12 protein-coding genes are annotated in these 14,945 nt (G+C 28.3%); all 12 read left to right on the top strand.

Annotated features, from left to right (window positions below; translation table 11 throughout):
- Positions 1–38 precede the first annotated feature (38 nt).
- The 12 genes from mglB (at position 39) to dusA (ending at position 14,895) form a co-directional block, all read left to right on the top strand.
- Positions 39–1,109, top strand: a complete 1,071-nt coding sequence (gene mglB, locus ACTHUW_RS00355; protein ID WP_442197157.1) for a galactose/glucose ABC transporter substrate-binding protein MglB — start codon at positions 39–41, stop codon at positions 1,107–1,109.
- 93 nt (positions 1,110–1,202) lie between these two features.
- The gene (gene mglA, locus ACTHUW_RS00350; RefSeq protein ID WP_442212237.1) at positions 1,203–2,717 is read left to right on the top strand and encodes a galactose/methyl galactoside ABC transporter ATP-binding protein MglA; all 1,515 of its coding nucleotides are present in this window, start codon (positions 1,203–1,205) and stop codon (positions 2,715–2,717) included.
- 14 nt (positions 2,718–2,731) lie between these two features.
- Positions 2,732–3,775, top strand: a complete 1,044-nt coding sequence (gene mglC / locus ACTHUW_RS00345; RefSeq protein ID WP_442197160.1) for a galactose/methyl galactoside ABC transporter permease MglC — start codon at positions 2,732–2,734, stop codon at positions 3,773–3,775.
- Between the two features lie 13 nt (positions 3,776–3,788).
- The gene (locus ACTHUW_RS00340; RefSeq protein ID WP_442212235.1) at positions 3,789–4,952 is read left to right on the top strand and encodes a galactokinase; all 1,164 of its coding nucleotides are present in this window, start codon (positions 3,789–3,791) and stop codon (positions 4,950–4,952) included.
- A 61-nt stretch (positions 4,953–5,013) separates the two neighbouring features.
- Complete coding sequence (locus ACTHUW_RS00335; protein ID WP_442212233.1) at positions 5,014–6,042, top strand: aldose epimerase family protein; 1,029 nt, start codon at positions 5,014–5,016, stop codon at positions 6,040–6,042.
- 5 nt (positions 6,043–6,047) lie between these two features.
- Positions 6,048–7,991, top strand: a complete 1,944-nt coding sequence (locus ACTHUW_RS00330) for a beta-galactosidase (protein ID WP_442212231.1) — start codon at positions 6,048–6,050, stop codon at positions 7,989–7,991.
- Positions 7,992–8,013: 22 nt separating this feature from the next.
- On the top strand, positions 8,014–9,015 hold the full coding sequence (locus tag ACTHUW_RS00325; protein WP_442198390.1) for a LacI family DNA-binding transcriptional regulator: 1,002 nt from the start codon (positions 8,014–8,016) through the stop codon (positions 9,013–9,015).
- Positions 9,016–9,113: 98 nt separating this feature from the next.
- On the top strand, positions 9,114–10,124 hold the full coding sequence (locus ACTHUW_RS00320; protein ID WP_442198389.1) for a nucleoid-associated protein: 1,011 nt from the start codon (positions 9,114–9,116) through the stop codon (positions 10,122–10,124).
- A gap of 166 nt (positions 10,125–10,290) precedes the next feature.
- Positions 10,291–10,977: a response regulator transcription factor gene (locus tag ACTHUW_RS00315; RefSeq protein ID WP_442210612.1), complete on the top strand. Its 687-nt coding sequence runs from the start codon at positions 10,291–10,293 to the stop codon at positions 10,975–10,977.
- Positions 10,952–13,033, top strand: coding sequence for a histidine kinase dimerization/phospho-acceptor domain-containing protein (locus ACTHUW_RS00310; protein WP_442210614.1), 2,082 nt, complete (start codon positions 10,952–10,954; stop codon positions 13,031–13,033). Before ACTHUW_RS00315 ends, ACTHUW_RS00310 begins: the two co-directional genes overlap by 26 nt.
- Positions 13,034–13,130: 97 nt before the next feature.
- Positions 13,131–13,745, top strand: a complete 615-nt coding sequence (gene wrbA / locus ACTHUW_RS00305) for an NAD(P)H:quinone oxidoreductase (protein ID WP_442198386.1) — start codon at positions 13,131–13,133, stop codon at positions 13,743–13,745.
- A gap of 112 nt (positions 13,746–13,857) precedes the next feature.
- Positions 13,858–14,895, top strand: a complete 1,038-nt coding sequence (gene dusA / locus ACTHUW_RS00300) for a tRNA dihydrouridine(20/20a) synthase DusA (RefSeq protein ID WP_442212299.1) — start codon at positions 13,858–13,860, stop codon at positions 14,893–14,895.
- Positions 14,896–14,945: the final 50 nt, after the last annotated feature.

Genomic DNA, 14,945 nt, shown 5'->3' with positions numbered 1-14,945 from the left:
GAAACGTTTTCATAATATTATCTAAAGGGAGGATTTAAATGAAAAAGATTCTAGCAATATTATTAATGTTTGCATTAGTTTTTTCACTAGCAGCATGTGGTGGGGATGATGGAAATAATGATGGAAATGATGACGGAGAAGAAACAAGTGGAGAAGCATCAGAAGGTAATACAGCAGTAGGTGTTACAATTTATAAGTTTGATGATAGCTTTATGTCATTTGTTCGTAGATCAATAGAAGAAAGTGCTGATGGAAGAGCAGATTTAACTTTAGTTGATTCACAAAATGACCAAGCTAAACAAAATGAGCAAGTTGACACAATGATTTCTAAAGGGGTAAAAGCTTTAGCAATTAACTTAGTTACTCCTCAAGCTGCTTCAAGTATAATAGAAAAAGCAAAGTCAGAAGAATTACCAGTAGTGTTTTTTAACAAAGAACCAAGTGAGTCTGATATGCAAAGCTATGATAAAACTTGGTATGTAGGTACTGAATCTTCACAATCTGGAATTATTCAAGGAGAATTAGTTGCTGAATCTTGGGAAGCAAATCCTGATTGGGATAAAAATGGCGATGGAAAAATCCAATATGTATTATTAAAAGGTGAACCAGGACATCCAGATGCTGAAGCAAGAACTAAATATGTTATAGAAACTATAGAAGACAAAGGCATAGAAGTTGAAGAGTTAGAGCTTCAAACAGGTATGTGGGATTCTGTAAAGGGTAAAGAACTTATGGATGCATGGTTATCCAAGCATGGAGAAGATATAGAATATGTAATAGCAAACAATGATGGAATGGCACTTGGTGCAATTAACTCTCTTCAAGGAGAAGGATATTTTGAAGGAGACAAATTTATGCCAGTTGTAGGAGTAGATGCTATACCAGATGCTCTTACAAAAATAGAAGAAGGTATTATGGTAGGTAGTGTACTTAATGATGCTGGTAACCAAGGAAAAGCTACTATAGACTTAGCTTTAAATGCAGCAGCAGGTAAAGATGTTACAGAAGGAACTGATTGGGAATTAATCGATGATAAGTATGTTCGTGTTCCTTATGTAGCAATAACAATGGATAATTTAGATGTAGCTAAAGAAAGTTATGGAGAATAATTAATTTTTTGAAAAAAAGATGCATATGCATAAGAAAATGCATATGCATCTTTTTTTACTACTTAAATAATTATCAAAGGAAGGAGAATATTCATGGCTAATAAAAAAGACAATAATGAATATTTATTAGAAATGATAGATATTTCAAAAGAATTCCCAGGTGTTAAAGCATTAGATAATGTTAAATTAAATATTCGTCCTGGTAGCGTACATGCTTTGATGGGTGAAAATGGAGCTGGAAAATCAACACTTATGAAATGTCTTTTTGGAATATATCAAAAAGATAATGGTAAAATTCTGTTACAAGGAAAAGAAATAAAGTTCAAATCTTCAAGAGAAGCATTAGATAATGGAGTTTCTATGGTACATCAAGAATTAAATCAAGTTCAATCTACTACAGTTATGGATAATATTTGGCTTGGAAGATTCCCAAAAAAAGGACCCTTTATAGATGAAAGAAAAATGTATGATGATACTTTAAAAATATTTAAACAATTAGATATAAATGTAAATCCTAAGAGTAAGGTAGAAAAATTACCAGTATCACAAAGTCAAATGATAGAAATAGCAAAAGCAGTATCATATAATTCTAAAATTCTTGTAATGGATGAACCTACATCTTCTCTTACAGAGAGAGAAGTAAATCATTTGTTTAAGATTATAAGATCATTAAGAGACAATGGAGTTGGCATAATATATATATCTCATAAAATGGAAGAAATAAAACAAATAGCTGATGATGTTACAATAATGCGTGATGGACATTGGATTGCAACCAAAACAATTGATGAAATAACTACAGATGAAATTATAAATTTGATGGTAGGACGTGATCTTACCAATAGATTCCCACCAAAATCTAATAAACCAGGTGAAGTAATACTTGAAGTTAAAAATCTTACTGCATCAGTTAAACCTTCTATAAAGGATGTTTCCTTTAAATTAAGAAAAGGGGAAATACTTGGAATAGCAGGTCTTGTAGGTGCTAAAAGAACAGAGCTTATAGAAACTATTTTTGGTATAAGGCACACTCAAAGTGGAGAGATATTATTACATGGTAAAAATATAGATAATAAAAATTCCCACCATGCAATAAGCAATGGTTTTGCTCTTGTAACAGAAGAAAGAAGATCTACTGGAATATTTCCAGTATTAGATATACGTTTTAATTCTATAATTGCAAATATTGATAAATATACTAATAAAATAGGGATATTAAATGAAAGTGAAATGAATAAAGATACAGATTGGGTAGTTGATAGTATGAGTGTAAAAACACCTAACAATAAAACTAGGATATCATCATTATCTGGTGGAAATCAGCAAAAAGTTATAGTTGGAAGATGGTTACTTACACAACCAGAAATATTATTATTAGATGAACCTACTCGTGGTATAGATGTAGGTGCAAAATATGAAATTTATCAATTGATGATTGATTTAGCTAATAAAGAAAAAGGTGTTATAATGGTTTCTTCTGAAATGTCAGAATTACTTGGTGTTACAGATAGAATTCTTGTAATTAGTAATGGTCGGGTAGCTGGTATTGTAAATACCAATGAAACTACACAAGAAGAAATATTAAAATTATCATCTAAATATTTATAGAAGGAGAGATTTACATGGCAAAAGTGAGTGAGAAATTTAATTTTAGAAATATGACTAAAAAAGATGTATTAAATTGGATGTTAAATAATGCAATATATCTTGTGTTGATAGCTCTTTTTATAGTTATAGTTTCAGTATCACCAGATTTCATATCTTTAAGAAACTTTACAAATATTTTATCTCAAGCTTCAACCCGTATAATAATGGCACTAGGTGTTGGAGGTATAATTGTTGCAAAAGGTACAGACTTATCACTTGGTAGACAAGTAGGGTTTGCTGCTGTAGTTTCTGCATCACTTTTACAAGCACCAGATTATGCTTATAAGATGTATCCAGATTTACCACAACTTAATATATTCATTCCTATATTGATTGCTATGCTTGCTACTTGTGCATTTAGTCTTATAAATGGATATGTTGTAGCAAAGTTTAAGGTTGACCCATTTATTGCAACCTTAGGTATGATGATAATAGTATATGGTTTTACTTCAATATACTTTGATAGACCTCCATATGGAGCACAACCTATAGGTGGACTTGATCCTATATTCACCAATTTTGCTCAAGGCGATTTTTCACTAGGTATAATACGAATACCTTATTTAATAATTTATTCCATTATAGTCACAGTCATAGTGTGGATGCTATGGAATAAAACTAAATTTGGTAAAAACATATTTGCTATTGGTGGAAATCAAGAAGCGGCAATTGTTTCAGGTGTTAATGTATTTAAATATACTTTAATGGTATTTGGACTTGCAGGATTACTATATGGGCTTGGAGGATCTCTAGAAGCAGCACGTATAGGTACAGCAACTAATAACACAGGTAATATGTATGAACTTGATGCTATTGCTGCTTGTATAGTTGGTGGATTATCATTTAATGGTGGTATAGGTAAGATATCAGGAATTGTAACAGGGGTTCTTATATTTCAAGTTATAGCTTATGGACTTAACTTTATAGGGGTAACTCCATACATGCAAAATGTAATTAAAGGTTTAATAATTATAATAGCTGTAGCTATAGACTCTAGAAAGTATGCAATGAAAAAATAAGGCGGTGTGATAGATGAATCTAGAAAAGTTAAAAGATATCTTCTCTGAAAAATTTGCTAGCAAAGAAAACATTAGATCTTATTTTGCTCCAGGTAGAGTAAATCTAATAGGTGAACATACCGATTATAATGGTGGATATGTATTTCCTTGTGCCTTGAGCTTTGGAACATATGCCATAGGAAGGAAACGAAAAGATAAAAGAATTTTACTATATTCAGAAAATTTTTCTGAAATTGGAGTAATTGAAAGTAGTTTAGATGAATTGTCATATAACAAGGATGATGAGTGGGCAAATTATCCTAAAGGCATTACAAAGATATTTAAAGATAGGGGATATGAAATAGATAGTGGTTTTGAAATATTATATTTTGGAAACATACCAAATGGAGCAGGCCTATCTTCAAGTGCATCAATATCCATAGTCACAAGTATACTTTTAAAAGATTTATTTGATTTAGATATTGATAAAGTAGAAATGTCTAAATTAGCTCAAAAAACTGAAAATGAATATATTGGAGTTAATTGTGGAATAATGGATCAATTTATTGTAGCTATGGGAAAAAAAGATCATGCTATTTTACTTGATACCAACACCTTAGAATATGAATATGCTCCTATAAATTTAGAAAATATTTCTATAGTAATAGCAAATACAAATAAAAGAAGAGGTCTTGCTGATTCTAAATACAATGAAAGACGTAGTCAGTGTGAATCAGCATTAAAGGATTTACAAACTAAATTAGACATAAATTCTTTAGGTGATTTAACAGAAGAACAATTTGAAGAAAACAAATATTTGATTAAAAATCAAACGAATAGAAAAAGAGCAAAACATGCAGTATATGAAAATAGAAGGACTATAAGAGCTGCTAGTATACTGAAAAAAGGTGATATAAAAGGATTTGGAAAATTAATGAATGATTCTCACATTTCACTTCGTGATGATTATGAAGTTACAGGAGAAGAATTAGATACTTTAGTTTCTGCTGCTTGGAAAAATGATTCTATTGGTGCTAGAATGACTGGTGCAGGTTTTGGAGGATGCTCTGTCAATCTAGTCTATAATGATAAAATAGAAGACTTTAAAGAAAATGTAAGAAAAGAGTACAAAGAAAAAATAGGTTATGAACCAGAATTTTATATAGCAGAAATAGGCGATGGAGCAAAAAAAATATAAAGATTTTAAAGAGGTGGTTAATTTACTACCTCTTTAAATACATTTAAAGGGAGGATTAAAAATGTATTCCATTGAAAAAATAAATATAGATGATAAAAGTTTAAATTTTATAAGCATAAAAAACAAGGATATTGAACTGAAATTACTTGATTATGGGGCGAGTCTAGTAGAGCTTTTAGTAGCAGATAATAAAGGGAAAAGAGAAAATATAATATTAACACATGAAAATATATATGACTATATAGAAAATTCACCTTATTTTGGAGCTACAATTGGAAGAACATCAGGAAGAATAGCTAATGGTAAGTTTAGCCTTAATCAAGAAGAATATCAGTTGAATAATAACTATGATATGAACAGTGGTCACGGAGGATATCAAGGATTTAATAAAAAAATATGGAATTATAAGATATTAGAAGGAAAAGGTGAAACATCAATTATATTTAATTACTATAGCAAGGATATGGAAGAAAATTATCCAGGTAACTTACAAGTATATGTAAAATATACTTTAAGAAAAAATAAAGTGATAATAGAATACTATGCCAATACAGATAAGACTACACTTTGCAATTTGACTAATCATTCTTATTTCAATTTATCTGGTAATTATAAAAAAGATATAAAAGAGCAATATTTATCTATCAGATCAGATGAATTTTTAGAGTTAAATGAAAATATGATACCAACAGGCAAATTTATAAATGTAGAAAACACACCTATGGACTTTAGGAAAAGTAAAGCTATAAAAGAAAGCTTAGATTATGACTATCCCCAGATCAAACTTACAAATGGATTAGACCATGCATTTTTACTAAGGGAATTTGATAATGCTATAACTATGGTAGATAAACAAAGTAAAAGGAAAATGGAGATAAGTACAACGTATCCTTGTGTAGTGATATATAGCTATAATTTTCCTGGTAATGAAAAATTAAAGTATGAAAAAACAGGAAAGAAACATGATGGGATTTGTTTTGAAACTCAATATGAGCCAGATGGAATAAATCATGAAAATATGAATTCAGCTATTTTAAAAGCAGATGAAGATTATTATGAGAAAACCGAGTATAAGTTTTCTATTATTTAGGAGGTATGAAAATGTATTTAGGTGTTGACTATTATCCAGAGCATTGGGATAAAGATATGATAGATGAAGATCTTGATAGAATAAAAGAAATGGGAAGCAATATCATAAGAATTGGAGAATTTGCTTGGCATATGATGGAGATAAGGGAAGGAGAATTTGATTTTTCTTTTTTTGATATGGTAATAGAAAAAGCTAAATCTAAGAATATCAAGGTAATGTTTGGTACGCCTACAGCTACATTTCCAGCCTGGCTTGCAAAAAAAGAACCATCCATATTATCAGAAGATGAGCTAGGAAATAAAAGGGTTTTTGGTGGAAGAAGACAATATTGCTTTAACTCAGAAGTTTATAAGGATTATGCAAAAAAAATAGTAGAAAAATTAATAAATCATTACAAAGAAGAAGAGCAAATAATTTCTTGGCAAATAGACAATGAATTTGGACACGAAGGAAGTGATATGTGTTATTGTAATCAATGTCATAAAGAATTTCAAAAATTCCTTAAAAATAAATATGAGGAAATAGAAAATTTAAATAAAACTTATGGAACTATTTTTTGGGGCCAAACTTACAATCATTTTGATGAAATTCCAATCCCAAAACCTACAATAACAGTTCACAATCCTTCTTTTAAATTAGATTGGGCTAGATTTAGATCTCATTCTATAAATAGTTTTGCTAAGCTTCAAATAAATATAGTAAATGAATTAAAGGGAAAAAATCAAACAGTTACTCATAATTTACCTGGGGGATTTTTTGATAAAGCATATGATCAAAATGTATTAGCAGAAAAACTAGACTTTATATCATATGATAATTATCCAGTATGGGGTGGATTAAAAGAACCTATTGAAGCTGCTGAAATAGCCTTAAACCATGATTATGTACGTGGTTTAAAGAATAAAAACTACTGGATAGTAGAAGAATTAATGGGGGCTCAAGGTCATGACGTAATAGGGTATCTGCCACGTCCTAATCAAGCAAAGATGTGGGCATATCAAGCTATAGCTCATGGTTGTGAAAATATGTTATTTTTCAGATGGAGGGGAATGACAAGAGGTGCTGAACAATTTTGTTATGGTATAATAGATTCAGACAATAAAGAAAAGAGAAAATACGAAGAAGTAAAAGAATTTATGAAAGATATAAAAAATCATGAGAAGATAATAAATTCTAAAATAGAATCTGATATTGGTGTGCTATATGACTTTGATAATACTTGGTCTTGGAAAGGTCAGAATCAATCTATTAAGTTTAATTTTACAAATGAGATTTTAAGGCTCTATAGACCATTTTATAATTTAAATACAAATATAGATGTAATAGATATAAAAAATGATTTTGAAAAATATAAAGTATTAGCCCTACCAGTAATGCAAATCATTGATGAAAACTTACAAAAAAGACTTGAAGAATTTGCAGATAATGGTGGCACAATAATATTTTCATTTAGGGCAGGAATAAAAGATAAAAATAATAACTTGTATTTTGGATTAGAAAACCCTGGATTAATAAGTGAATTAGCTGGTATTAGAATAGATGAAAGTGAATCGCTAGTAGAAGATATAGAAATAGTAGCAAAAGATAATAAAGAAAAATATAAGGCTAATGTTTGGCGTGATATAATAAGCCCAAACACAGCAGAAGTATTATATAAATATAATGATAAATTCTATGATGATAAAGCAGCTATAACAAGAAATAAATATGGCAAAGGACAAGTATATTATATAGGTACTGGTGTAAGTGAAGATGTTTTAGATGAATTATATAGAGATATTATAAAAGACCAGGCTATAGAATATATAGACTCACCTAAAGGATTAGAGCTATATATGAGAAAATATAAAAATAAGAAATATTTATTCATAAACAATCATACTGATAAAGAAATTGAATTTGAAAATGACATGATAAAAGCTTATGAAAGTAAAATAAAAAGTATTTAATTTATTGAATGGAAGTGATCAATTGGCTACAATAAAAGACATAGCAGAGATAGCTAAAGTATCTCAATCTACAGTATCAAGAGTTCTTAATTATGATAAAAGTATATCTGTTGCAGATGAAACTAGGAAGAGAATATTTGAAACAGCAGAAAAATTAGATTATAAAACAGTAAAGCAAAGAAAAAATAATTCAAACAAGAAATTAAGAATAGGCATAGTTCATTGGTATTCACAAAAGGAAGAATTAGAAGATATATACTATCTTTCAATTCGAAAAGGCATAGAAGAAGAATGTGCATACAATAATATAGAGGTTATAACTGTTTTTAAAACTGAAAATGAATATAATTTAAATGAATATGAAAACTTAAATGGTATAATAGCAGTTGGTAAATTCAGTGTAGATGAAGTAAAAGAGATATCGGATTCTACTGAAAATATTGTATTTGTAGACTTTTCTCCAGATGATGAAAAGTTTGATTCTGTAATAGTAGATTTTAAAAAAGCAGTAATAAAAATACTGGAATTTCTAATAGATAAGGGCTTTAAAGAAATTGGCTTTATTAGTGGAAATGAATATATAGGTAAAAATTTAGAAAAACTAGAAGATGAAAGACAAAATACATTTATAAGTTTTATGAAAGAACATAATTTATATAATGAAGAAAATATTTATATTGGAAGATTTACCTTTGAAGATGGTTATATACTAATGAAAAAAGCCATTAAAAGAGGAAATCTACCTAAGGCATTTTTCATAGCTTCTGATACTATGGCAATTGGAGCTATGAGGGCGTTATTTGAAGCTAATATCAAGATACCTCAGGATGTTTGTATTATAGCAGTGGATGATATACCTACAGCTAAGTTTCTATCGCCTCCTTTAAGCACTATAAAAATCCACACAGAGCTTATGGGTACTACAGCGGTAGGATTATTACTTGAAAGAATTGAAGGCAATAGAAATATTGCTAAAAAGGTTATAATCCCAACAAAATTTATAAAAAGAAAATCTTGTAAGTAAATTAGAGAACCTTCTTAAGGTTCTTTTTCTTTGACATAAATATGAATATAAAATAAAATGTACTTTGTGATGTAAATAAAATTTGAGGGGTTGGCATTTTGGATATAAAAGATTTAGAAATAAATAAAATGATAGTTCATATATTAGATAATAATTTAGAAATACCAGTTTTGTCAGAAGTAGAACATCCTATAGATGAAGATATAGAAGAATTTTTAGAAAAACATATATTAAAGGTGTTTACAGATGGTTCACTTAGACCAGCTCGATTTAATGATGGGGAAAATGTAGTTAAAGATATAATAGTAAATTATAATTTACATAGCTTTGTAGATGACACAAAAAAATTAGCTGAAATTTTGTTTAATATTATAAAGGTAAATGTGGATATTCCACCAGCAGATGTAATATTTTCTGTATTCACATATGAAGATAGGAAATATTTTGCTATCTTTAAAATGAATTATAGAAATTCATATATTCACAATGTAGACAGACAAGATGATAAGACAATAAATTCTATAATAAAGCAAAGAACATCCCTACCTAATGAAAGTCAGAGAATAGATGAATGTGTATTAATTGATTTAACAACCTTAGATATAAAATTATTAGAAAAAGATTATGAAATAAATGGAGAGAAGATTTATTACTTATCAAGAATCTACCTTAAATGTAACAGTAAAAGATCAGAAAAAGAAAAGATTAAAGTCTTAAATAAAACCACTCAAAACTTCTTAGAAAATAATTATGAAGGAGATTTTGAAAAGGTAGGACAAGCAAAAAAAGCAGTAGCAAAATCTTTAGAAGAAAATGATAGGATTGATATAGAAAGTGTTGCAAGAGATGTCTTTAAATCTGATATAGATAACAAAAAAGAATATATGAGTATCATGGAAAAAGAAGGATTAAATGAAGGTAAATTTGAAGTAAGTGAAAAACTAAAAAGACAAAATTTTAAAAAGCAAAAAATAGTTACAGATACAGGAATAGAAATAAAAGTACCTATAGAATTTTTTGATGACAAGGGAAAAATAGAATTTGTAAATAATACAGATGGCACCATATCAATAGTATTAAAGCAAATTGGAAATGTAAAAAATAAATAAGCTTAAAGAAAAGATTCTTCGCAAGAGAGGAATCTTTTTTTAATCTTAAGAAAGTCTTAAGATTTTCATTGAGTATTTCTTAATATCTATTTGCTATTATTATATTAAATCAAAAATAAAGGTTGTGATATAATATGTCTAAAATTAAATCCAGGGGTGTTTTAGAATGAATATATTAATATGTGATGATGAAAAGGAAATAGTAGATGCGATAGGAATATATCTTAAAAATGAAGGACATGAAATTTACAAAGGTTACAATGGAATAGATGCACTTAGGATAATAGAAGAAGATGATATTCACCTTATAATAATGGATATAATGATGCCCAAAATGGATGGACTTATAGCTACTATGAAGATAAGAGAATTTAAGAACATACCAGTAATAATGCTATCAGCTAAATCAGAAGATACAGATAAAATAATGGGACTTAATATGGGAGCAGATGATTATATAACAAAGCCTTTTAACCCACTAGAACTAATAGCAAGAGTAGATTCTCAACTTAGAAGATATACCAAGCTTGGAAGCATAGAAGAAAAAGAAAATATGTTTCAAACAGGAGGACTAATAGTAGAAGATGATGATAAAAAAGTTACAGTTGATGGATGTGAAGTAAGACTTACTCCAGTTCAATATAAGATACTTAAACTTTTAATAGAAAATAAGGGTAATGTATTTTCAATAGATAAAATATATGAAAAGGTATGGAATGAAACTGCGTACAATCCTGAAAACACAGTTGCGGTACATATAAGAAAAATAAGAGAAAAGATAGAAATAAATCCGAAAGAACCAAAATATCTAAAGGTGGTGTGGGGAATTGGCTACAAAATTGAAAAAATATAGTTATTCATATGGGCTTAAAATAATAGCCTTTGTAATTGCTATTACTACACTTACATCTGGCTTATATTTAATGTTTGATACAATGATAAAAACAGATGGAGATCTCAACCTAAGAGTGTTGTTTGAAGATAATTATTATCAATCAAATGAGTTTCATTATGATGTTGAAAGCATAGCAAGTGATTTATCACAGTTAATAAATCATTATAAAAATGAAGAATATATAAAAGAAGGAAAAACACTTAATAAAGATTACTTAGAAGAAAGAACTCAAAACTTATATTATGAATTCACTTCAAATTCAAAAGAATATAATCCTAATTTATCAGAAACAGAAAATAGAGAAAAATTTAGAGAGATATATAAAACTCAAATTGATAATATAAAAAATGATATGATTGAAGATGATTTAAAAGAGTTTAATAATATAAAAGAAAGATTAAATAATAAAGATGGTTTAATATACTTTGCCAAATATGGCGAAGAAATTTTTAAAAACAGTAATAATATTACTAGCGATAGCTTTAAAAATTATCCTTCATATGTATTTATAGAGAATAATTATGTTAGTGGATATCCAGAACAATTTGAAGAAAATAATTCTAGAGGCTTGTATAATCTAACTCATTATATAGAAGATTCAAGTAGTAAAATATATTTAGGATTTACAGATAGTTACTTGCAACCACAAATTGATGAATGGCAAGAAGATAAAAAAGCAATTGAAGCTGTAGCAAATAAAGTATTAATATTACTTGTAATATTTTTAGTATCATTTATATATTTAATTTATTCTGCAGGTAGAAAACCAGAGGATGATGATATTCATCTTTCATTTATAGATAAAATATATACTGATATAAATATCATATTGGAATTTATACTTATTGCTCTATGGCCATTACTTGGTATATTACCCTTTAATAATATGTCAATGGCAATAAAATTGTTTATACCAGTTACAGCTCTAATATCAACTATAGGATTACTTTTATTATTGTCACTTATAAAACATATAAAAAATAAAACAATAATAAAACATTCTGTGATTTATATAATAGGACATAAATTATTTTCGTTTTTTAAAGATGTATATAATAATGGGAATGTAGCAGTGAAAGTAGTATTGCTTGTAATAGGATACCCTCTATTTGTAGTTGCAACATTCTTTATGTTTCCCATAACAATTGGATTAGCTGCATATTTAGCTCTTAGAAAAGTAAAGGAATTTAACTCTATAAAAGAAGGAGTTAAAAAGATTAAAGATGGAGATTTAGACCATAAGATTAATGTTTCAAGTAATGGAGAATTTAATTCACTTGCAAATGACATAAATAGTATAGCAGATGGATTAAATAGTGCAGTAGAAAATGAAGTAAAAAGTGAAAGATTAAAATCAGAGCTTATAAGTAATGTTTCCCATGATATAAGAACTCCTTTAACTTCTATCATAACTTATGTAGATTTATTAAAAAGAGAAGAGCATGATGAAAAGACAAATGAATATATAGATGTATTAGATAATAAGTCACAAAAGTTAAAAGTACTAACAGATGATTTATTTGAAGCATCAAAAGCAAATAGTGGTAATATTCCTGTGAATTTAGAAAAGATTAATTTAGTTTCACTTATAAGTCAAGGAATTGGAGAATTAGATGATAGAGTACAAGAATCAGATTTAGAGTTTAAATTAAATACTAAAACTAAAGATATATATGTATTAGCTGATGGGAAACTTTTGTGGCGTGCTATAGAAAATCTATTTTCAAATGTGTTTAAATATGCATTAAATGACTCTAGAGTTTATATAGATATACTAGAAAATAAAGAAAATGTATCTCTCACTATAAAAAACATATCAGCATATGAACTAAATATATCTCCAGATGAATTAATGGAGCGATTTAAAAGAGGAGATGAATCAAGAAATAGTCCAGGAAGTGGGCTAGGTCTATCAATAGCTAAAAGCTTAATAGAACTTCAAAATGGAGAATTTGACATAGAAATAGATGGAGATTTATTTAAAGTGACATTGAAATTAAATAAGTCTGAATAGATAAATTTATCAAAAATTCAATCTTTGATTAGAAAAAAATTGCTGGGGTAAGATAGTAAATAGAGACAATAAGAAAATAATTGAAGGGAGAATGTATATGAATAAAACAAAACTTGCTATAATTTATTACAGCATGACAGGAATAAACACTCAATTAGCAGAGTGGGCAAAAGAAGCTGGGGAAGATGCAGGAGCAGAAGTTAAACTTTTACAAGTAGAAGAACTTGCCTCAGAGGAAGCTATTGAAAAAAATCCAGTTTGGAAGGGTAATGTAGAAAAAACTAAAGATACACCTATAGCTACATCAGAAGATTTAGTTTGGGCAGATGCGATAGTATTTTCAACTCCAACTAGATTTGGAAATGTAGCAGCACAAATGAAGCAATTTTTAGATTTACAAGGTGGAGTATGGTCTAAAGGAAAACTAATCAATAAAGTAGTAACAGCTATGACTTCAGCACAAAATCCACATGGAGGTCAAGAAGCTACTATAAAGTCATTATACACTACTATGATGCACTGGGGTGCTATTATAGTACCACCGGGATATAGTGATGATTCTGTCTTTGCAGCAGGAGGAAATCCTTATGGTACATCAGTAACTCAAGGTCAAGATGGTAAGATGGTTGAAGATGTAGAAGCATCTGTAAAGCATCAAGTTAAAAGAACCTTAGAAGTTGCTAGTTGGATTAAAAATGGAAAAGAAAAATAAAATAAAGCAAAAAAAGATATGGATTTGAATTATCCATATCTTTTTTATGATGAAAAACACATATTTCAGGGTAAAATAAAATATAAACATAAAAAATTCAAAGGAGAATTAAATATGTCACAATATATCAAAAATTAAAACACCAAAGATAAGTATTGCTCCTATGGTAGATAGAACAGATAGGCATTTTAGATATTTCACTAGGTTATTAACTAAAAATACCTTATTATATACAGAAATGATAACAGCTCAAGCTATAATACATGGAGATAGGAATATGTTACTTGATTTTGATGAATTTGAAAGACCTTTGGCTTTACAAATTGCTGGGTGTGATTCAAAGAATATAGGTAAAGCAGTAAAGATAGCTGAAAAATGGAATTATGATGAAATAAATTTAAATGTAGGTTGTTCTTCAGATAGGGTATCTGGAAATGATATGGGAGCATATCTTATTGCATATCCTGAATTAGTAAGAGATATGGTTTGTCAAATGAGAAAAAATACTGATAAACCTATTACTGTAAAACATAGAATAGGCATAGATGGAAGCGGAATATTACCTGATAGCTTTGATAGAAAGATAATAGACAAATATGAAGATTTAACAAACTTTATAGATATAGTAGAAAAGGCCAAAGTAGATAGATTCATTGTACATGCTAGAATTGCAATATTAGCTGGACTTAGTCCTAAAGAAAATAGGGAAGTACCACCTATTAGATATGAAGATATATATAGGTTAAAAAAAGAATATCCATATTTAAATATAGATATAAATGGAGGAATTAAAACAGTAGAAGAAATACAAACCCATTTGAAGCATGTTGATGGTGTAATGATAGGAAGAGCAGCTTATGATAATCCATTTATGCTTACTGAAGTAGAGAAGTTTTTTAAAGGTGGAAAAGTGAATAATATCTCTAGAGGTGAAGTTATAGAAGAACTTATTAAATATATAGAAAAGTTAGATGAAAACATAAAAATTCAAAATGTATTAAAACATACAATGGGTTTATTTCACGGAGTTAAAGGAAGTAAAAAATGGAGACAAATTATAACACTACCTTGGGATAAAGATCCAGTTGACATCTTAAAAGAGGCTTTAGAAATATTACCACAAGAGCCACTTAATATAAAAAAGTATTAATAAATATTTAAAAGGTAATAATAATACTGAATTAGTTATAAAAAAATTAA

This window comes from Senegalia sp. (in: firmicutes), from assembly GCF_052088025.1.
Taxonomy (GTDB): domain Bacteria; phylum Bacillota; class Clostridia; order Tissierellales; family SIT17; genus Anaeromonas.
This window is presented reverse-complemented; position numbering and strand designations above follow the sequence as displayed.